The 18272-nt window shown below is 69.0% G+C and carries 20 protein-coding genes; 10 read left to right on the top strand and 10 right to left on the bottom strand.

All coding sequences use genetic code 11. The features are described 5' to 3' along the window. Positions 1-392: 392 nt before the first annotated feature. The 3 genes from AAID08_RS20330 (at position 393) to AAID08_RS20320 (ending at position 1921) form a co-directional block, all read left to right on the top strand. Positions 393-587, top strand: coding sequence for a hypothetical protein (locus AAID08_RS20330; RefSeq protein WP_054503136.1), 195 nt, complete (start codon positions 393-395; stop codon positions 585-587). A 29-nt stretch (positions 588-616) separates the two neighbouring features. Further along, the gene (locus AAID08_RS20325; RefSeq protein ID WP_054503135.1) at positions 617-1102 is read left to right on the top strand and encodes a GNAT family N-acetyltransferase; all 486 of its coding nucleotides are present in this window, start codon (positions 617-619) and stop codon (positions 1100-1102) included. A 186-nt stretch (positions 1103-1288) separates the two neighbouring features. Then, positions 1289-1921: an FMN-binding negative transcriptional regulator gene (locus AAID08_RS20320; protein WP_395756838.1), complete on the top strand. Its 633-nt coding sequence runs from the start codon at positions 1289-1291 to the stop codon at positions 1919-1921. Here the strand turns inward: AAID08_RS20320 and AAID08_RS20315 are convergent. Beyond that, positions 1809-3167 (bottom strand): MFS transporter, encoded by a 1359-nt coding sequence (locus tag AAID08_RS20315; protein WP_395756837.1) that lies wholly within the window; start codon positions 3165-3167, stop codon positions 1809-1811. The genes AAID08_RS20320 and AAID08_RS20315 overlap by 113 nt on opposite strands. 90 nt (positions 3168-3257) lie before the next feature. On the opposite strand from AAID08_RS20315, the gene AAID08_RS20310 reads away from it, so the two are divergent. The 3 genes from AAID08_RS20310 to AAID08_RS20300 all read left to right on the top strand — a co-directional run bounded on the left by AAID08_RS20310 (position 3258) and on the right by AAID08_RS20300 (position 5340). Beyond that, positions 3258-4001, top strand: a complete 744-nt coding sequence (locus AAID08_RS20310; RefSeq protein WP_064524193.1) for a helix-turn-helix transcriptional regulator — start codon at positions 3258-3260, stop codon at positions 3999-4001. 189 nt (positions 4002-4190) lie between these two features. After that, the gene (locus AAID08_RS20305) at positions 4191-4841 is read left to right on the top strand and encodes a hypothetical protein (protein WP_054503132.1); all 651 of its coding nucleotides are present in this window, start codon (positions 4191-4193) and stop codon (positions 4839-4841) included. Positions 4842-5067: 226 nt separating this feature from the next. Beyond that, positions 5068-5340, top strand: coding sequence for a hypothetical protein (locus AAID08_RS20300; RefSeq protein WP_081273436.1), 273 nt, complete (start codon positions 5068-5070; stop codon positions 5338-5340). A 19-nt stretch (positions 5341-5359) separates the two neighbouring features. Here AAID08_RS20300 and AAID08_RS20295 read toward each other — a convergent pair whose 3' ends face one another. The 3 genes from AAID08_RS20295 to AAID08_RS20285 form a co-directional block, all read right to left on the bottom strand. Then, on the bottom strand, positions 5360-6127 hold the full coding sequence (locus tag AAID08_RS20295; protein WP_054486619.1) for a hypothetical protein: 768 nt from the start codon (positions 6125-6127) through the stop codon (positions 5360-5362). Further along, the gene (locus tag AAID08_RS20290) at positions 6124-6660 is read right to left on the bottom strand and encodes a hypothetical protein (protein ID WP_064524197.1); all 537 of its coding nucleotides are present in this window, start codon (positions 6658-6660) and stop codon (positions 6124-6126) included. The genes AAID08_RS20295 and AAID08_RS20290 overlap by 4 nt, the downstream gene beginning before the upstream one ends. Before the next feature lie 230 nt (positions 6661-6890). After that, a complete protein-coding gene (locus tag AAID08_RS20285; RefSeq protein WP_054486621.1) occupies positions 6891-7745 on the bottom strand; it encodes a neutral zinc metallopeptidase in 855 nt (284 codons plus the stop codon). Between the two features lie 85 nt (positions 7746-7830). On the opposite strand from AAID08_RS20285, the gene AAID08_RS20280 reads away from it, so the two are divergent. From AAID08_RS20280 to bamC, 4 genes are all read left to right on the top strand, one after another. Further along, positions 7831-8457 carry an L-threonylcarbamoyladenylate synthase gene (locus AAID08_RS20280; RefSeq protein WP_116792006.1) on the top strand — a complete coding sequence of 209 codons (627 nt, stop codon included), beginning with the start codon at positions 7831-7833 and terminating at the stop codon, positions 8455-8457. A 126-nt stretch (positions 8458-8583) separates the two neighbouring features. Further along, entirely contained in the window at positions 8584-9231 is a 648-nt protein-coding gene (locus AAID08_RS20275; protein ID WP_054503127.1) for a site-2 protease family protein, read from the top strand. Between the two features lie 87 nt (positions 9232-9318). Then, positions 9319-10224 carry a 4-hydroxy-tetrahydrodipicolinate synthase gene (gene dapA, locus AAID08_RS20270; protein WP_116792007.1) on the top strand — a complete coding sequence of 302 codons (906 nt, stop codon included), beginning with the start codon at positions 9319-9321 and terminating at the stop codon, positions 10222-10224. A 17-nt stretch (positions 10225-10241) separates the two neighbouring features. Further along, positions 10242-11366 carry an outer membrane protein assembly factor BamC gene (gene bamC, locus AAID08_RS20265; protein WP_144654652.1) on the top strand — a complete coding sequence of 375 codons (1125 nt, stop codon included), beginning with the start codon at positions 10242-10244 and terminating at the stop codon, positions 11364-11366. Between the two features lie 203 nt (positions 11367-11569). Here the strand turns inward: bamC and AAID08_RS20260 are convergent, their stop codons facing one another. The 6 genes from AAID08_RS20260 to AAID08_RS20235 form a co-directional block, all read right to left on the bottom strand. Further along, complete coding sequence (locus AAID08_RS20260; RefSeq protein ID WP_081273424.1) at positions 11570-11797, bottom strand: endopeptidase; 228 nt, start codon at positions 11795-11797, stop codon at positions 11570-11572. A gap of 217 nt (positions 11798-12014) precedes the next feature. Next, the gene (locus AAID08_RS20255) at positions 12015-13208 is read right to left on the bottom strand and encodes a cupin domain-containing protein (RefSeq protein WP_054503124.1); all 1194 of its coding nucleotides are present in this window, start codon (positions 13206-13208) and stop codon (positions 12015-12017) included. After that, complete coding sequence (gene mutS, locus AAID08_RS20250; protein ID WP_254604003.1) at positions 13205-15859, bottom strand: DNA mismatch repair protein MutS; 2655 nt, start codon at positions 15857-15859, stop codon at positions 13205-13207. Before mutS ends, AAID08_RS20255 begins: the two co-directional genes overlap by 4 nt. Positions 15860-16027: 168 nt before the next feature. Further along, entirely contained in the window at positions 16028-16654 is a 627-nt protein-coding gene (locus tag AAID08_RS20245) for a pyridoxamine 5'-phosphate oxidase family protein (RefSeq protein WP_395756836.1), read from the bottom strand. A gap of 299 nt (positions 16655-16953) precedes the next feature. Beyond that, positions 16954-17217 (bottom strand): hypothetical protein, encoded by a 264-nt coding sequence (locus tag AAID08_RS20240; RefSeq protein ID WP_054503121.1) that lies wholly within the window; start codon positions 17215-17217, stop codon positions 16954-16956. A gap of 112 nt (positions 17218-17329) precedes the next feature. Continuing rightward, complete coding sequence (locus AAID08_RS20235) at positions 17330-18229, bottom strand: LysR family transcriptional regulator (RefSeq protein WP_175143270.1); 900 nt, start codon at positions 18227-18229, stop codon at positions 17330-17332. Between the last annotated feature and the right edge of the window lie 43 nt (positions 18230-18272).

Raw genomic sequence — 18272 nt, 5'->3', positions numbered from 1 at the left:
GGCCGGCTACCGTACGACCGCCGCGGCGTCGCAGCGTTCATTTCTGGAGGCTTGGTGTCTGGATTTCACCGCATGAGCGCATTGCTTTAATGGCCCGTGCGGGCCGCGGCGTCATGGCGGCGCTGGCGGGAGGCCGCGTCGGCGGCATCCTTGCAAGGGACCGCCGCGGCGCCTGCCGCGAGGCCTGTCCCGATTGCATCCGAACATTTTACCTTGGCCGCGCTGCGCGGCGCGGCGCGGCGCGCTGGCGCGGCGGGCCGGGAGCGCGCCGCACGCGGCGGGAAGTCGCCATCCGGCGCCGGCTCGGACTCATCCATTTGCGTCGCTGAAAGCAGTAGTCGCCGCCGCCCCGGGCGGGACTACGATGGGGCCGTGCACATAGGGAGGGAACTATGGACACGACCAAGGAATGGTACGCCGCCGTCAAGGAATGGCAGCGCGCGCGCGACGAATTGACCGCGGCCGTCGCCGCGATCAAATGGCCCGATCCGACGCCGGCCTGCCTGGCCACCTACGACCGCGCCTACGCCCATGAAACCGCCGCGCGCGAGCGCATGAACCAGGCCTACGAACGCGTCCGACGATAGCGTGCGCGCGGGTTGCTACACTGCCGCGCATGACGCAATCCCAGACTCTCCTGACGATCCGGCAAGCGCGCCCCGGCGATGTGGCGGCGCTCGAGGACATATTGACGCAAACCTACGCGGGCACCTGGCGGCCGCAGATGACGCCGCAGAAATACCAGTACTTCCTGGACAGCGGCAAGATCCCACGATACGTCGCCGAGCGCGGCGCGCGGTTCCACGTTTGCGAGGCCGACGGCCGCGTGGCGGGCATGGTGGATTGGGAAAAGAACTTCATCTGGGCCCTGCACGTGCATCCGGCGCTGCAGCGGCGCGGCGTCGGCGCGGCGCTGCTGGCGCTGGCCGAGGACGGCATGCGCGCCGCCGGCTTCGGCGACGCGCGGCTGGAGACCGACACTTTCAATATGCAGAGCCGCGCGTTCTACGCCAAGCATGGCTATGCCGAGGTCGACACTTATCCCGACGAGGAGTGGGACAGCGGCTTCACCACGGTGCTGCTGGTCAAAGCGCTGGCGTGATCCCGTGGGCGGGCGCGGCGGCGCGGGAAGCCGTTGATGTGATCCGTTGATGTGATCCGCTGCCGGCGGCGCTGTTGCCGGGGAGCCACGCGCATTGTGGCTCCATGAATTAAGGGTTATATGGCTCTCGCAATGGAGCCAGCGCGGCGCTATGGTGTGTTTTTCCTTTCCACTGCCCATTCCGCCATGTACCTGCCGTCCGCCTTCCGTGAAGATTCCATCGAGGTCCAGCACGATTTCATCCGCGCGCACCCCCTGGGGGTGCTGATGACCAGCGGGAAGGGCGGGCTGATGGCCAATCACATTCCCTGTCTGCTCTATCCGGAAGGGCCGCAAGGCGTGCTGCGCCTGCACATGGCGCGCGCCAATCCGCAATGGCAGGAACTGGCCGCCGGCGGCGAATGCCTGGTGGTGTTCCATGGCGCGCAGGCCTACATCACGCCGTCCTGGTACGCCACCAAGGCGGAGACGCACAAAGTCGTGCCGACCTGGAACTTCGTCGCCGTGCATGTTTGGGGCCACGCGCGCATCCATGACGATCCGGCCTGGGTGCGCGCGCAGATCGGCGCCCTGACCGAGGCGCGGGAAAAGGCGCGGGCGCAGCCGTGGCGCGTCGAGGACGCGCCCGAGGATTTCATCGCGGCGCAGATGCGCGCCATCGTCGGCGTCGAAATCGCGATCACGCGCATCGAAGGCAAATGGAAAGTCAGCCAGAACCGCACCGTGGCCGATCGTCAGGGCGTGGCGGCGGGCCTGGCCAATGAGCAGGGCGATGCGGTGATGGCGGGTCTGGTGGCCCGCCGCGGCGGGCTGGCGTGACCGCCGGGCGTTGAATCGCGGCGCCGCGGCCCCATACCAGGCAGGCGATGGCCGCGGCCTGCAGCGCCGCCGCCGCCGCCAGGAACCAGAACAGCGGGTGCGGCCCCTGGCCGGCCAGCGTGCGCAGCAGGCCGAACACGGCGGGCGCGAAGGCATAGGCGCCCTGCGACATGGCCACGATCAGCGGCACCACGCGCGCAGCGTCCTCGCGCGCGAATTCGGTCTGCGCGATCAGCGGCGGCAGCGAGGTGGCATTGCCGATGCCGGCCCCGAACAGCAGCACGCCCGTCCACACCGCCCAGGTATGCTCCATCGCCAGCATCAGCACCAGCGAGCCGGCGATCTGCGCGCCATAGGACAGGCAGGCGACCAGGCGGCGGTCGGCCGAGTCTGGCATCAGCCAGCCCACCAGGCTGCGGCCGGCGATGGCGCTGGCGGTGGCCAGTCCCATCGCGATGCCGGCGGTCTGCGCACCCAGCAGCGGCGCCAGCAACGACAGCAGGTGCGCGATCAGGCCGATCTGCGCGAACAGGCCCAGCGCCATGCCCGCGCCCAGCGACAGGAAGGCGCGGTCGCGCCATAGCCGCGGCACGCGCGCCAGCGCGGCGGCGGCAGCCTGCGCCGGCGCGTCCGGCGGCACGCCGTCGGGATGCTGGCCGAGTTGTTGCGGCGTGACGGAGAACACCTTGCGCGCCAGCACCGCGATCACCAGCACCATCGCCAGGCCGACCCACCAGGCCGCCTGCGCGAAGCCATGGCCCGCGATCAGGAACACCCACAGCGGCGAGAACACCACGCCGCCGACGCTGGCGCCGTTGTAGGCCATGCCCAGCGCGGCCGGCCGGCGCTTGACGAACCATGGCGAGATCAGCGCGTTGACCGCCGCCGCGCCGAGCGTGACCCAGCCCATGCCGGAGAACAGCGCGGCCGCGTACAACTGCCACGGCGCGGTCGCGCGGGCCCAGCCCGACACGCCCAGCGCCAGCGCGATGGCCCCCGCCAGGGTCACGGCGGACACGCCCCAGCGCCGGTACAGGCGCGGCAGGTTGGCCACGACCAGCGTGCCGCACAGGAAGTGCAGCGTGACGGCGGCCGACACCAGCGCCACGCTCCAGCCGGTGCGCTGTACCACCGCGTGCAGGAACACCGGCGGGCCGTAGAAGCCGACGCCCCAGCCGAAGACGGCCAGCACGAAGGTGGCATAAAGGACTTTCCGACCGAAAAACAAAGGCTGTGGGGTGCGCATGGCGGGTGGCGGCGAGGGCGCCGGCTGTCTTGTTGGGATGACTCGCAGTATGCTTGGCCCTGTAGACAACACTTTGGCCAGGACCGAATCATGGAATCCGAGTTCGCCGATATCAACCTGTCGGCCGTCGCAGGCGCGATCGCCGATCCGGCGCGGGCGCGCATGCTGTGCGTGCTGCTCGATGGCCGGGCCCGCACCGCCACCGAGCTGGCGGCGGCCGCCGAGATCGGCGCCTCCACCGCCAGCAGCCATTTCCAGCGCCTGCGCGAGCAGGGGCTGGTGGAGCAGGCGGCGCAGGGCAAGCATCGTTATTACCGGCTGGCCAATGCCGAAGTGGCGCGCGCGCTGGAGGCGCTGCTGGTGGTGGCGGGCGCCGAGCGCGCGCCGTTCAAGCCCAACACGCCCTCGGCGTTGCGCGAGGCGCGCACCTGCTACGACCATATGGCCGGCACGCTGGCCGTGCGCATCCATGACGCGATGCTGGCGCGCCAGTGGCTGGCGGCCGATGGCCGCGATTACGCGCTGACGCCGCTGGGCGAGGCCTCGCTGGCGCAGGTCGGCGTGGACGCGGCGCAGGCGCGCCAGCGCCGCCGCCGCTTCGCCTGCCCCTGCCTGGACTGGAGCGAGCGCCGCTCGCACCTGGGCGGCGCGCTCGGCGCCGCGCTGCTGGACGCATTGCTCGCGCGCGGCTGGATCGACAAGGACCTGGATTCGCGCGCGCTGTCGGTCACGCGCAAGGGCGCGCGCCAGTTTCCCGCGTTTTTCGGCATGCCCGACGAGGCGTCCGGCGATAGCGCGGACTGGCGCCGCGCCGGCGGCCATGCCGCGGCCTAGGGCCGGTGCGAGGCGCCTTGTAGCGCGGACAGGCCCTGGCCCGTCATGACATCGCCTTGCCGCGGGCGAGAGGCCGCGGCGGTTTTCGCACACCCCCATCGACATCGCGCGTCGCCCCTTGGCCGGCAGGCCGGGGCGGCGCACCCATCGCTTTTTTCATCGGGCATTTGCCCTGTACAGGAGGTGGCCTTGCCTACGCTGGCCCTGCACGCTTTCCGCCGCATTCTGCCAATCGCGACGGAACTGCGCATCGACGTCAACCATGCTCCGCATGAAGTGGAGACGGAGCTCGATGCCATCCACGACCGCATGAATCGTCCCTCGGACCGCTTGTATGGATTGCCGGAGGTTCAAACCGACATCCCTGGCATGGTGCTTCGCTACCGCGAAGCCGATGGCGAGTATTACGTGTATGTGGTGGACGCGCGGCGCGGGCGGCTGGCGGGCTACACGGTGTTCAACCGGCTGATCGAGGTGGGGCGGCGCGCCGATCCCTACGTGCGCGCGCCGCACTCGAAATACGCCGCGCCCTACCAGGGCATGGGGCTGGCCACGGCGGTCTATCGCTGGGGGCTGGATGCCGGCCTGTGCATCATGAGCGGCGCGCGCCAGTCGACCGGCGCCCACCGCCTGTGGCTGGCGCTGGCCCGCGACTACGAGCTGGGCTACGTCGACCTGCGGCGCAAGCGCCTGACCTACCTGGGCGCCTCGGTGACGCCGACGGTGCTGGGCGACCTGCATACCCGGATGTTCCTGCTGGGACGGGGCTGGACCCGATCCGACTACCTGCGGGCGACCGGCATGCACGCGCCTGAAAGTGCGCTTTCGCAACAGTCATAGGGGAAATCCCCGGGACGGATCAGCGTGGTGACGGCCCGACGACCGGGTCATCTGGCTGTCACCCGCGTACCGCCTGATTGTCCGACCGGCGCGGCGCGTCCGACGGAAACGGGGACGCAATTCGCGCATTGCAACAATGTTTCTATCGGATGCCGGAGTTACAAAACTTATCCGAACTGTCATGAACAGCCGGGGTATGCTGGATCGCAGAAAGAGGGCATCCGAAGTGCATCAGAACAACTTGATCTACAAGGGATACCGGCTGACGGCCAAGGTGTCCCGGGGCGCGGGCGAAGAAGTTCAGACGCTGCCCAGCGGCCCCGTTTTCATCGCCTCGATCATGGTGGTCCAGGCGGGCGCCGTGCAGGAAGGCGGCGACGAATACCCCGTGCCGCGCTTTGCCGAAGGCGGCTTCGTCTACAGCCCGCGCGAGGCGGTGCATGCCGCCATCCTGCACGGGCGCGAAATCGTCGACGGCCTGACCCACGTGCCGTCCTGACGCCTGGCGGCGCCAGGATTCATTCGGCCGCGAACACGGCCTTCCAGTCGCGCGTCTTGGCCAGCGTCAGCACGCTGGCCGACTGTTCCAGAATGGCCACGGCCTTCTTGAGTTCCTCGGCCGATGCGCCGTCTTCCAGGATCACCATGCGCGAGTTGCGCGCATCGGCCATTTTCACGTCCGACATCTTGCCGTGGGTCTGGTAGACCTGGGTCCAGTCCATTTTCTTGCCCGCCTTGAGCGCGATCGGCTCGATATAGGTCAGCGCGGTGCTGCCGGCCGCGCGCACCGCGAAGGCGAAGTCGGCGGTGTGGCCGCTGCTGCCCTTGGCGCGCGCGCCCTTGACCATGCGGTTGGGGCCGACGCCGGCCGCCAGCGCCCGGCCCACCTGGGCGCGAAAACGCAACTGGCTGAAGCGCGGCATCCATTTGGCGCACTGGAACGACAGCGCCATGGCCAGCTTGACCGCGTCCCACAGGGCTTCCTGCAACTGCTCGTTGGGGCCCGTGGCGACGATGGCGCCCGACTTGTCGAAGTGCGCCAGGCTCACGCCAGGCGTCTCGTTGAGGATGTCGATGCGCTTGGGCGCCAGCTCGATGCCGTAGCTGGAGGCATGCATCGACGTCTCACAGGCGTCGGTGAGATAGAACGTGGCGTCGTCCGGGTATGCAATGAAGAACGCGGCGTGCTGGCCGTCCAGGCCCAGCGTCATCGGCGAGATGGCGCGGATGGCGTGCTCGCCCGCCGGCAGGACGGTCCAGCCGGAGGCTTCCAGGAAATTGCTCATAGGATCAGTTCGATTTGACGGCCCTTGAGGGGATGCGCGAAACCGCCGGTCAGGGTGAGGTTGGCCCTCGGCAGGAAATACTGCATCAGCTCGGCGATCGTGTGCAGGGCGGGCACGACGGGCTCGGCATAGCCTTCGCCTTCGTCCACCCAGATGTGTTCATGGCTGCGGTCCGCCAGCGGCTTGCGGTACTGCGGCCGGCCTTCGCCCACCAGGCTGGTGTGGAACGAGTCGTCGGTATCCACGCCGAACACGCGGTGCGGGCCGACGAACAGGCTGGCGCAGAAGGCCTCCGCCAGGAAGATGGTGGCCTGGCCGTGCACCACGGTGCGGGCGCCGCGGTAGATGGCGCGGAAGATCACGTCGTCGCGCGCCTCGCCCTTGACTCGGCAGGGGCTGGCGAACTCCATCCATTGGATGCTGGCAGCGGCCGGTTTCGGGGTCCAGGTGATCTGCTTGACCGTTTCCTTGGGCTCCGCAAGGATCTCTTGCACCTCATCAACGGTGATTAACGGTTCGAACTTGTTGGCCATGGAACGGATCTAGTAACTGGAAATGCGCCGTGCCGCTCTCGTCGCCGCGGCTGGGCGCGAGGGGCGTGAGCACGCTTTTCCCGTCGGGCCGGCCAACGGGAAAAGCCCCCTCGCTGGGGAGCTCTGGCCCGCGCAGCGGGAGTGCGCGGGGGCGTAATCTTACAAGATGAAGACCGTGTCGGCTTTTGGCTGTATGGATATCCAGCGTCCGCCGCATCGCGGCCAGCGCCCTACAGCGAGCTGGCGGCGAACGTATCGCATTGCTTGAGATCGCCGCTGTCCAGGCCGCGCTTGAACCAGCGCACGCGCTGCGCCGACGAGCCATGGGTGAAGGCGTCGGGCACCACGTAGCCCTGGCTCTGCTTCTGCAGCCGGTCGTCGCCGATGGCGGTGGCGGCGGCCAGCGCTTCCTCGACGTCGCCGCTTTCGAGGATGTTGCGGGCGGCGTTGGCGCGCTGCGCCCACAGGCCGGCGAAGCAGTCGGCCTGCAGTTCCATGCGCACCGACAGCGCGTTGGCCTGCGACGGGTTGCGCCGGCGCAGGTTGTCGACCTGGTCGGAGATGCCCAGCAGGTGCTGCACGTGATGGCCGACCTCGTGCGCGATGACGTAGGCCTGGGCGAAATCGCCGGGCGCCTTGAAGCGGTTCTGCAGCTCGTCGAAGAACGCCAGGTCGATGTAGACCTTGCTGTCGCCGGGGCAGTAGAACGGTCCCATCGCCGCCTGGCCGGTGCCACAGGCCGTGGGCGTGGCGCCGCGGAACAGCACCAGCTTGGGCGGCACGTACTGGCGGTTCAGGTCTTTCTGGAAGATGGCGCTCCAGGTGTCCTCGGTCTCGCCCAGCACCTTGGACACGAAGCGTGCCTGCGGGTCGTTGGCGGGCGGGCGGCTGGCGGGGGCCTGCTGTTGCTGCGTGGCCGGTCCCTCGGCCATCTGCAGCACCACGCTGGGATCGACGCCGAAATACATGGCGACCAGGGCCAGCACGATAGTGCCGATGCCGATGGTGCCTCGGCCGCCGATGCGCGGACCGCTGGCGCGGCGGTCTTCCACGTTGTCGCTTTCGCGGGAATCATCCAGGCGCATACTGTGTCTCCGGGCGGCCGCGGCCGCCATGTGTTGCGTCGGCCGCGGTTGGCGATGCGGCCTTCAAGAGTGTTAGGATAATCCCATGGCCCTTCATTTAGATATCCACCCCGCGAATCCCCAACCGCGCCTGCTCAAGCAGGCCGCCCAATGGCTGAACGACGGGGGCCTGGTGGCGGTGCCCACCGATTCCAGCTACGCGGTGGTCGCGCGCCTGGACGACAAGAACGCCGCCGACGGCCTGCGCCGCCTGCGCGGCCTGGACGATCGCCATCATCTCACGCTGCTGTGCCGCGACCTGGCCGAGATCGGCCACTTCGCGCGCGTGGACAACCGCCAGTACCGCCTGCTCAAGGCCGCCACGCCGGGGCCCTGGACCTTCATCCTGGAAGCCACCAAGGAAGTGCCGCGGCGCGTCTCGCACCCGTCGCGCAAGACCATCGGCATCCGCGTGCCGGACCATGCCGTGATGCTGGGCCTGCTCGAACAGATGGGCGCGCCGCTGTTGTCCACCACGCTGATCCCGAAGGGCGAGGCCGACGCGCTGAATGACGCCGAGGCCATCCGCGAGCGTTACGACCACGAACTGGCGGCCATCATCGACGCGGGCGCTTGCCCGCATTCGCCGACCACCGTGATCGACCTGACCGGCGACGACCCCGTCGTGGTGCGGGTGGGGCGCGGCGATCCGGCCACGCTGGGCCTGGCCTGAAACGGCTGACCATCCGTTCGCGCGGCGGCGCGCGCCGCCGGTCGTCGCCGGCGCGGGGCAGGGCGGGCGCCGCTGTGCATGTCGCCGCACTGTTCGTCACGCCGCTCCTCTACAATCCGCTTCGCCATGAATGACATCATCCAGACGATCGCGGTCTACGCGATACCGGTTATCTTCGCCATCACCCTGCACGAGGCCGCGCACGGCTACGTCGCGCGCATGTTCGGCGATCCGACCGCCTACCAGGCGGGCCGCATCAGCCTGAACCCGGCGCGCCACATCGACCCGATCGGCACGCTGCTGGTGCCGGCTGTGATCCTGCTGACTTCCAAGCTGCTGGGCAGCCCGGGCATGCTGTTCGGCTGGGCCAAGCCGGTGCCGGTGGATTTCGGCCGCCTGCGCCGTCCCAAAAAGGACATGCTGTGGGTGGCGCTGGCCGGTCCCGCCGCCAATCTGCTGATGGCGATCCTGTGGGTGTTTTCGCTGCGCCTGTTCCTCGAAACCGGCATGCAGGAAAGCTTCTGGTTCGAGATGGCGATGGCCGGCGTGCAGGTCAACCTGGTGCTGATGGCCCTGAACCTGCTGCCGATTCCGCCGCTGGATGGGGGACGCATCCTTTTCAGCCTGCTGCCCAACCGGCTGGCCTGGCAATACTCGAAAATCGAGCCGTATGGGCTGGTGATCGTGGTGGTGCTGCTGGTGACCGACGTGCTCTGGATATTGATGCGTCCGGTATTGGCTTTGGGAACGACGATCGTTCAGTGGTTCCTCTAGGATTTTGGCCAATATCCGTTAAACTCAGCGGTTTCACTGATTCTGGCCCTGGGGCATCCCGCCACGGGGCTCTGGAGCCCCTCATTTATGGCATCCCCTGCAACCGCCGCAGGCGTTAATTTCCAGGGCAGCATGGTGGCCCTCGTCACCCCGATGCAGCCCGATGGCAGCCTAGACTACGCCGCCTACCGGTCGTTGATCGACTGGCACATCCAGGAAGGAACCGATGCGCTGGTGGTGGTGGGCACCACCGGGGAGTCGCCGACGGTCTCCATGGAAGAGCATGCGGAACTGATCCGCGTGGCGGTCGAGCATGCCGCCGGCCGCATCCCGGTCATCGCGGGCGTGGGCGCCAACTCCACCGACGAAGCCATCCACCTCACGCGCCACGCCAAGGCGGTGGGCGCGCAGGCCGGCCTGTCGGTGGTGCCGTACTACAACAAGCCGTCGCAGGAAGGCCTGTACCGCCACTTCCGCGCCATCGCGGAAGCCGTCGACCTGCCGACCATCCTGTACAACGTGCCGGGCCGCACCGTGGCCGACATGAGCAACGAAACGGTGCTGCGCCTGGCGCAGGTGCCGGGCATCATCGGCATCAAGGACGCCACCGGCGACATCGGGCGCGGCGGCCTGCTGCTGCGCGAGGCGCCGGCCAGCTTCCAGGTGTTCAGCGGCGATGACCCCACCGCGGCCGCCCTGATCCTGCTGGGCGCGCGCGGCAACATCTCCGTCACCGCCAACGTCGCGCCCAAGCTCATGCGTGACTTGTGTGCCGCCGCCCTGGCGGGCAACGTGCCGAAGGTGCGTGAACTTAATGCGCGCCTGGCCCGTCTGAACAAGGCTTTGTTCGTTGAAGCCAATCCTATTCCCGTCAAGTGGGCGCTGGCCGAAATGGGCCGCACCGCGCTGGGCTACCGGTTGCCGCTGGTGGAACTGGGCGCGTCGCACCACGAAACGGTGCGTCGCGCGCTCCAGGAAACGGGCCTGCTCTAAATATCGTGAGGATACGTATGAACAAGCGTCATGCCGGTTTGTCGGCATTGATGTCTCTGGTGTTGTTGGCCGGCTGCAGCGAGGTCAACCAATTCCTGGGCAATGAAGAATCCGTCAATTACAAAAGCGCCGTCACGCAACGTGGCGAGCCGCTGAGCATCCCGCCCGACCTGACCCAGGCCGCCAGCGATCCGCGCTACCGCGCGCCGGCGTCGGGCTCGACCACCTATTCGCAATTCCAGCAGCAGGGCCAGGCCCAGGCCAGCGCGCCCAAGGCCAGCAACGTGCTGCCCGGCCGCCAGGACATGCGCGTCGAGCGCGACGGCGACCTGCGCTGGCTGGTGGTCGACCGCGCGCCCGAGGACGTGTTCCCGCGCCTGGTCGACTTCTGGACCGAAAACGGCTTCACCGTCGCCAGCAACAATCCGGCCGCCGGCCTGATCGAGACCGACTGGGCGGAAAACCGCGCCAAGATCCCGGAAAGCTGGCTGCGCCAGGCCCTGGGCGCGGTGCTGGAATCGGCCTGGGACAGCGGCGAGCGCGAGAAATTCCGCACCCGCGTCGAACGCGTCAACGGCCACACCGAAATCTACGTCAGCCATCGCCAGATGCTGGAAAAGCGCGTCGGCAGCGACGGCTCGCAAGTGCAGTGGCAGAACGGCAAGGAAGACCCGGGCCTGAACGCCGCCATGCTGGCGCGCATGATGGTCTACCTGGGCACCGACGTCGACAACGCCCGCAAGCTGGTGCAGCAGGCGGAAGCCGCGCCGCAGAAGCCGGCGGTGCAGCAGGACGTCCGCGCGCAGGGCGCGGCCCTGATCGTCAGCGAATCGTTCGACCGCGCCTGGCGCCGTGTCGGCGTGGCGCTGGACGGCGGCGGCTTCTCGGTGGACGATCGCGATCGTTCGGCCGGCGACTACTTCGTGCGCTACGTCGACACCGACACGGGCGAGAAGATCGACCAGCCGGGCTTCTTCAGCCGCATGTTCTCGGGCGACAAGAAGGCCGAGGCGCCGCAGTACCGCATCCACCTGGTCGGCAGCGGCGAACAGACCACCGTCACGGTGCTGGACGCCAAGGGCGAACGCGACAACAGCGCCACCGCCCAGCGCCTGCTGAGCGTGCTGAAGGACAAGATGTAATTGCCGCGTATTCCGGCGGGCGCCACGGCGCCCGCACGGCTCCGGAAAAGGCCCTTCGCGGGCCTTTTTCTTTGCGCGCGGGGGGTGGGGTATGCCGCGGCGGCGGCACGCGCAGGAACGGCGCCCGGCGGCGCACAAACAAAAACCCCGGCGCGGGGCCGGGGTTTCTGCTTGCCGTGATCAGCGCGGGGGTTGTTCGCTGATCAGGACGCGGGGGTGGTCGAGCCGCCCGGGGTGTTCGAACCGCCGCCAGGCGTGGTGCCAGGCGTCGGGGCCGGGGCCGGCGAGGTGGCCGGCGGCGTGCTCGAGGGCGCCGGGGCGGTGGCGCCCGGCGTGGGGTTGTTCGCGGGCGCCGGGGCATCTTCCTTCTTGTTGCACGCGCTGAGCGAGACCGCCAGCACCGAGGCAATAATCAAGGTTTTGCTCATCATTTTTAGACTCCTGTAGATGACGACTCTTGAAACCCCGTCAGGGGAAACCAGGATCCAGGCTACAGGAAGCCGTAAGCGATGCGAGTGTGAAAGTTAAAAAGGTCGCATCCCAACGGCAACAAACCTTTCCGCGCGGTGTGATGTCTTGCTTTATGTGACCCTGCGCATAGACCTCATTGCGTTCTGTGCAAGACGGATACGCGCAGGTTTCCGGATACTACGAGGCGACGTAATGGATCCAGCCGGAATCCAGCCAGTCCGCCAGGCATGAGCGGGCTTCGTCGGACAGGCGGGCGCAGGCCGGATCGGCGCAGTCCAGGCTGCGCGCGTCGGCCAGCTTGCAGAGCGCGGGCGCGGCCGGCGTCATGGCGGTTTCGCCGTTGATGAAGAGCTGCTTGCCGCGATAGAGCATGCGGCTGCGGCGATCCAGCACCAGCCTGCCGCTGGCGGGCCAGTCTTCTTCCAGATCCACGTCCAGGCCCTCGGGGCCGTCGAACACACTGAGGTTGCTGGGCTCGGTCAGCCAGCAGCCCAGGAAGCGCGACGCCAGCGCGTCGTCGAAACGCAGTTTGCTGACGGTGTCGAGCGTGGCCTGCACCAGCGCATCCGGCACCTGCGCCGGCGTGGCCACGGCGGCCTGGGCCGGATCACGGTAGACAGCCGACAGCTTGGGGCCGGGCAGCGCCGGCTCGCCGTAGGGGCCGCCCAGCAGGCCTACGCGCGCCATCACCTGGTCGGCGGCGGCCTCGAGCAGGCCGCGCGCCAGCGTGGCCTGCGTGGGGGCGCGGAAACCGATGGAGATGGTCATGCAGCCGTCGCCGGCGGCGATGCCGTCGTGCGCGGCCTGCGGCGGCAGGTACAGCATGTCGCCCGGCGCCAGCACGGCCTGTTCCTCGGGCTGGAAATGGCTGAGGATCTTGAGCGGCAGGCCGGGTTCGAGCGACAGGTCCTTCTGGCGGCCGTAGCGCCATTCGCGCTCGCCGGCCGCCTGCAGCAGGAACACGTCGTAGCTGTCGAAGTGCGGGCCGACGCCGCCGCCGTGGCTGGCGATGCTGATCATCACGTCATCGAGCCGCGCGTCGGGGATGAAGCGGAACTGCTGCATCAGCTCGGCCGCGGCGTCGCTGTGCAGGTCGACGCTTTGCACCAGCAGGGTCCAGTCGCCTTCGTTGTCCTTGGGCAGGCGGGCGAAGGGGCCGTTTTCCATCTGCCATTCGCCGTTCTCGCGCCAGATCAGGCGCGATTCGACGTCGTCGCGGCGCGCCAGCTTCTTGATCGCGGCGATGGTGACCGGCGGCTTGAAATCCGGGATGGCCTGGCGGATCAGCAGCGGCTTCTTCTGCCAGTAGCGGCGCATGAAGTCGTTGGGGCTCTGGTTGCCCAGCAGCGGCAGGGGATGGTCGAGGTTCATTGCAGGTGCTTCTTCAGGCGGTAGAGGGCGTCCAGCGCTTCGCGCGGGGTCAGGCTGTCGGGGTCGATGCCGGCGAGTTCCTCGCGCAGCGTGTCCAGCGCCTCGATGGCGTCGGCGCGGTCGGCTTCGGCATAGGCCTGCGCGTCGGCGTCGGCCGCGGCCGAGAACAGGCCGAGCTGCGGCGTGGGCGCGCCTTGCGCCTCGAGCCGTTCGAGTTCGCGGGTGGCCTGGCGGATCACGGCGGCGGGCACGCCGGCGCGCTGCGCCACCTGGATCCCGTAGCTGCGGCTGGCCGGGCCTTCGCGCACTTCGTGCAGGAACACGATGCCGCCGGCCGACTCGGCCGCGGCCAGATGCACGTTGGCGGAAGCCGGTTGTTCGGCCGGCAGGCGCGTCAGTTCGAAGTAGTGGGTGGCGAACAGCGTCAGGGCGCGGTTGTGCGCCAGCAGGCGGCAGGCGATGGCCCAGGCCAGCGCCAGGCCGTCGTAGGTGGAGGTGCCGCGGCCGATCTCGTCCATCAGCACCAGGCTGTTGGGCGTGCTGGCCGCGAGAATGGCGGCGGCCTCGGTCATCTCCATCATGAAGGTCGAGCGTCCGCCCGCCAGGTCGTCGGCGGCGCCGATGCGGGTGAAGATGCGGTCGATGCGGCCGACGCGGGCGCGCGCCGCCGGCACGAAGCTGCCGATGCGCGCCAGCAGCACGATCAACGCCACCTGCCGCATGTAGGTCGATTTACCGCCCATGTTGGGGCCGGTGATGAGCAGCATGCGGCGCGCCGGATCGAGCCGGCAACCGTTGGGCGTGAAGCGCTCGATGGCCTGCTCGACCACCGGATGGCGGCCGGCGTCGATGTCGATGTCGGCCTGCTCGGACAGTTCGGGGGCGATCCAGTCGTGGCGCCGCGCGTGCTCGGCCAATGCCGCCAGCGTGTCGAGTTCGGCCAGCGCGCCGGCGCAATCGGACAGCGGGCGCACGTGTTCGGCCAGCACGTCCAGCAGTTGCTCGAACAGCCATTTCTCGCGCGCCAGCGAGCGGTCCTGCGCCGACAGCACCTTGTCTTCCCAGGTCTTGAGTTCCGGGGTGATGTAGCGTTCGGCGTTCTTGAGCGTCTGGCGGCGGCGGTAGTCTTCGGGCACCTTGGCGGTCTGGCCCTTGGTGACCTCGATGTAGAAGCCGTGCACGCGGTTGAATTCGACGCGCAGGTTGCTGATGCCGGTGCGCTCGCGTTCGCGCGCTTCCAGTTGCACCAGGAAGTCGCCGCCGTCGGCGGCCAGGGCGCGCAGTTCGTCGAGTTCGGCGTCGAAGCCCGTGGCCAGCACGCCGCCGTCGCGGATCGCCACGGCCGGTTCGGGGGCGATGGCGCGCATCAGCAGGGCGGCCAGCGCCGGGTCCACCGACAGGTGCGAGACCAGGTCGTTCAGGCGCGGCGAGGCGGCCATCGGCGCGACCAGGTCGCGCAGCGCCGGCAGGGCTTGCAGCGCGTCGCGCAGGCTGGCCAGTTCGCGCGGGCGCACCGAGCGCAGCGCCAGCCGCGCGGCGATGCGTTCGATGTCGGGGAAGGCGTTGAGCGCGCCGCGCAGCGTCTCCAGCAGGCCGGCCGAACCGAAGGTCTGTTCGACGTCCATGCGGCCGGCCAGCAGCGTCGAGATGGCATGCTGGCGGGCCTGGGCCGGCGCGTTGTCGCGCAGCGGATGGTGCAGCCAGCGGCGCAGCAGGCGGCTGCCCATGGGCGTGCGGCAGCCGTCCAGCAGCGAGAACAGCGTGGGCGAATCCTCGCCCGACAGCGTCTGCGTCAGTTCGAGGTTGCGGCGCGTGACCGGATCGAGCAGCACGAACTGGCCGGGGCGCTCGGCCGACAGGCTCTGCACGTGCGCCAGCGCCTGCGACTGGGTGCGGGCGGCGTAGCGCAGCAGCGCGCCGGCGGCGCAGATGCCGGCCGGCATGTCTTCGATGTCGAAGCCCGCCAGCGTGTCGGTCTTGAAGTGCGCCAGCAGGTGCGCGCGGGCGCCGTCGCTTTCGAAGTGCCAGTCGGGCACGCGCGAACGCGCGCCTTCGAACGGGAAGTCGAATTCGGCGCTGTCGGCGCAGACGATTTCGGCCGGCGCGATGCGGTGCAGTTCGGATTCGAGCTGCGCCGGCGCGCATTCGGTGACGCGGAAGTCGCCGCTGGCCAGGTTCAGCCAGGCCAGCCCGGCGCGCGGCGCGCGGGCGTTGCCGGTGACGAACACCGCGGCCAGCGCGCGGTCGGCCTTGGCCGGCAGCAGCGCGTCGTCGGTCAACGTGCCGGGGGTGACGATGCGCACGATGCGGCGCTCGACCGGGCCCTTGGAGGCCGCGGGATCGCCGATCTGTTCGCAGATGGCGACGGACTCGCCCATCGCCACCAGCCGCGCCAGGTACTGTTCCATCGCGTGCACCGGCAACCCGGCCATGGGGATGGGCGTGCCGTTGGACGAGCCGCGCTTGGTCAACGTCAGGTTGAGCAGCCGCGCGCCGCGTTCCGCGTCTTCATAGAACATTTCATAGAAGTCGCCCATGCGATAGAACAGCAGCAAGGGGCCGGCCTCCGCTTTCAGGCGGAGGTATTGCTGCATCATGGGAGTGTGGCCCGCGTGGGCCTCGGCGGCGGTGGTCTGTGTTGCGGAATTCATGCCCGTGATTGTATCGGGCCGGGGCGGGGCGGGGGAGCGGAGGCGGAGGGTGGCGCGGCGTCGCCCGGCCGGGTTGCCCGGCGCGGGAACTTTCAGGCCAGGAAGGGCAGCAGGACGATGCCGTGGACCAGCACGAAAATGCCGACGAGGCTCATGGAACCGCGCGTATCAGTACAACGAGCTGGCCACGCGCGTCGGCAGGTCGCGGTCGTAGGCCGCGCCATCGAAGGTGCCAGCGGTCAGGTCGGACAGCATGCGGCCGACGCTGGGCAGCGCCGCGCGCGGGATCTGGGTGGCGGGGTCCCACAGCCGCGAGCGCAGCAGGGCGCGCGAGCATTGGAAGAACACTTTCTGCACGTCGACGATCAGGACCGAGCGCGGCTGCTTGCCGTCCATCTCGAACCGTTGCAGCAGCGCCGGGTCGACGCTGATGCGCGCGGTGCCGTTCACGCGCAGCGTTTCGTTGACGCCGGGAATCAGGAACAGCAGCGCAACGCGCGGCTCGGCCAGGATGTTGCGCAGGCTGTCGATGCGGTTGTTGCCGCGCCGGTCCGGCAGCAGCAGGGTTTTTTCATCTTCGACCACGACGAAACCGGCGGGATCGCCGCGCGGCGACACATCCAGACCGTCCGGGCCCGAGGTGGCCAGCGCCGCGAACGGCGCGGCCTCGATGAAGGCGCGATAGTGCGGGTGGACGTGGTCCACTTCCTTCTTCAGGGAGGCTTCGCCCGGTTCGCCATACAGGGCCTGCAGGGCGGCGGGGTCGGTGATGAGGTGGGCGGTGTCCAGGGGCATGGCGAAGGCTCGGTGGGTCTGCGCGGATACTAGCGATTCCCGCTGCCTGTGACAACCTGCGCGCGGCGCGCCGCGGACACGTCCCCCGGGGAAGGCGAAGCGCCGTTCAGCCTTCCTGGCCGTAGCCGAAAGGCCAGCGGCGGCGGGTGGGTTCGGGCTTGGCGGTGTCTTCTTGCATGTTTTTCTCCGTAGGTTGCATTGGGGAAAATTCTATTTCCCCAGATGTAACAGCATTGCAAGGGATGGTTAGCACTCGCTTGGGGGCGGCGCCGGGGCGAAGCGCTGCCATGGAACGGCTCCTAGTCGGCCGCGAACAGCGTGACCTGGCGCTCGAGCGCGTAGGTGGCGCGGTAGCTGGCGGGCGTGGCGCCGCGGTCGATCAGCAGCAGGCCGTCGCGTTCGGCGGCGGCCAGGACCTCGCGCAGCTTCTGGCCGCCTTCGAGGCCGGTGGCTTCGCACAGGCGGTCCAGCGGCAGGTAGTCGCCGTTCTTGACGCCGGACAGTCGCGGAAAGGCGCTGAGCCAGATGCTGCGGCTGGGCGGGGAGTTGATCAGACTGGTCATGGGGCGGGGTTCCCTTGCGGTCGGATGACTGTATGGATGAACAGTATATCTGAACGTCGGACCGAGTCCCGCCGGGTATGTCGCACCGCTGCCGGTATGCCGCGCGGGGGCGCTAGCCGGCCGCGCCGGTGTGGGCCAGCAGACATGCCACCAGCGCGTCGAAGACCGCCTTGCAGCGGGGGCTGGCGCGCAGGTCTTCGTGCATGGTGATCCAGGTTTCCAGCTTGAAAGCGGCCTGCTCCGGCAGCAAGCGCACCAACTGTTTGTCGCGGCGCGCGAGCGCCACCTGGCACACGCCGATGCCGGCGCCGGCCCGGATCAGCGCCAGTTGCGCCAGGTCGCTGTCGGCGCGCAGGGCGAAGCGGTCGCGGACCCAGGGGATCGGAAAGCGCTTGCTGGCGCCGCGCAGGAACGGCGTCTCGGTGTCGTAGCCGATCAGGGCGTGGCCGGCCAGGTCGGCCGGCGCGGTGGGCGTGCCGCAGCGGCGCAGATAATCCTTGCGGGCGTACAGACCGATCTCGACGTGGCCGACCGGGCGCGCGATCAGTTGTTCCTGCCTGGGCGGGGCCATGCGCACGGCGATGTCGGCCTCGCGCAGCAGCAGGTTCTGCACGCGGTTGGTGGGCGCCAGTTCGACGGTCAGGCGCGGGTGTTCCTGGCGCAGGCGCGCGAGCGCCGGAGGCAGCACTTCGATGCCGATGACTTCGCTGGCGGAGACCCGCACGGTGCCGGCGACGCCGGGGCCTTGCGCGGCGGCCGCGCGTTCCAGGGCGGCGGCGTGGCTGTGCATGGCCTCGGCATAGCCGCGCAGCGACTGCGCGGCGTCTGTGGCCAGCAGGCCGGTCTGCGAGCGGGTGAACAGAACGTGCCCGAGCGCGCGCTCGAGCGCCGCGATGTGGCGGCCCACCGTGGGCTGGGTGATGCCGAGCGCGCGCGCGGCGCCTGACAGCGAGCCCTCGGCGAGCACGGCGAGAAAGCTGCGGTAGAGTTCCCAGCCGATCGGTTTGGTCATGCATAAATGTATAGCTGCGAGGCTAGGTTCGGCAATTTATTTT

Origin of the sequence: Achromobacter sp. EB05, from assembly GCF_044232075.1 — a bacterium.
Classification (GTDB): Bacteria; Pseudomonadota; Gammaproteobacteria; order Burkholderiales; family Burkholderiaceae_B; genus Achromobacter; species Achromobacter dolens.
Note: the sequence above shows the minus strand (reverse complement) of the source record. Positions and strands in the feature narration are given on the sequence as shown.

What these genes read in the sequence shown, in the direction of transcription:
- AAID08_RS20330 (WP_054503136.1), top strand. Translation starts at nt 393, where the DNA reads ATGGACACGACCAAGGAATGGTACGCCGCCGTCAAGGAATGGCAGCGC.
- AAID08_RS20325 (WP_054503135.1), top strand. Translation starts at nt 617, where the DNA reads ATGACGCAATCCCAGACTCTCCTGACGATCCGGCAAGCGCGCCCCGGC.
- AAID08_RS20320 (WP_395756838.1), top strand. Translation starts at nt 1,289, where the DNA reads ATGTACCTGCCGTCCGCCTTCCGTGAAGATTCCATCGAGGTCCAGCAC.
- AAID08_RS20315 (WP_395756837.1), bottom strand. Translation starts at nt 3,167, where the DNA reads ATGCGCACCCCACAGCCTTTGTTTTTCGGTCGGAAAGTCCTTTATGCC.
- AAID08_RS20310 (WP_064524193.1), top strand. Translation starts at nt 3,258, where the DNA reads ATGGAATCCGAGTTCGCCGATATCAACCTGTCGGCCGTCGCAGGCGCG.
- AAID08_RS20295 (WP_054486619.1), bottom strand. Translation starts at nt 6,127, where the DNA reads ATGAGCAATTTCCTGGAAGCCTCCGGCTGGACCGTCCTGCCGGCGGGC.
- AAID08_RS20290 (WP_064524197.1), bottom strand. Translation starts at nt 6,660, where the DNA reads ATGGCCAACAAGTTCGAACCGTTAATCACCGTTGATGAGGTGCAAGAG.
- AAID08_RS20285 (WP_054486621.1), bottom strand. Translation starts at nt 7,745, where the DNA reads ATGCGCCTGGATGATTCCCGCGAAAGCGACAACGTGGAAGACCGCCGC.
- AAID08_RS20280 (WP_116792006.1), top strand. Translation starts at nt 7,831, where the DNA reads ATGGCCCTTCATTTAGATATCCACCCCGCGAATCCCCAACCGCGCCTG.
- AAID08_RS20275 (WP_054503127.1), top strand. Translation starts at nt 8,584, where the DNA reads ATGAATGACATCATCCAGACGATCGCGGTCTACGCGATACCGGTTATC.
- dapA (WP_116792007.1), top strand. Translation starts at nt 9,319, where the DNA reads ATGGCATCCCCTGCAACCGCCGCAGGCGTTAATTTCCAGGGCAGCATG.
- bamC (WP_144654652.1), top strand. Translation starts at nt 10,242, where the DNA reads ATGAACAAGCGTCATGCCGGTTTGTCGGCATTGATGTCTCTGGTGTTG.
- AAID08_RS20260 (WP_081273424.1), bottom strand. Translation starts at nt 11,797, where the DNA reads ATGATGAGCAAAACCTTGATTATTGCCTCGGTGCTGGCGGTCTCGCTC.
- AAID08_RS20255 (WP_054503124.1), bottom strand. Translation starts at nt 13,208, where the DNA reads ATGAACCTCGACCATCCCCTGCCGCTGCTGGGCAACCAGAGCCCCAAC.
- mutS (WP_254604003.1), bottom strand. Translation starts at nt 15,859, where the DNA reads ATGAATTCCGCAACACAGACCACCGCCGCCGAGGCCCACGCGGGCCAC.
- AAID08_RS20245 (WP_395756836.1), bottom strand. Translation starts at nt 16,654, where the DNA reads ATGCCCCTGGACACCGCCCACCTCATCACCGACCCCGCCGCCCTGCAG.
- AAID08_RS20240 (WP_054503121.1), bottom strand. Translation starts at nt 17,217, where the DNA reads ATGACCAGTCTGATCAACTCCCCGCCCAGCCGCAGCATCTGGCTCAGC.
- AAID08_RS20235 (WP_175143270.1), bottom strand. Translation starts at nt 18,229, where the DNA reads ATGACCAAACCGATCGGCTGGGAACTCTACCGCAGCTTTCTCGCCGTG.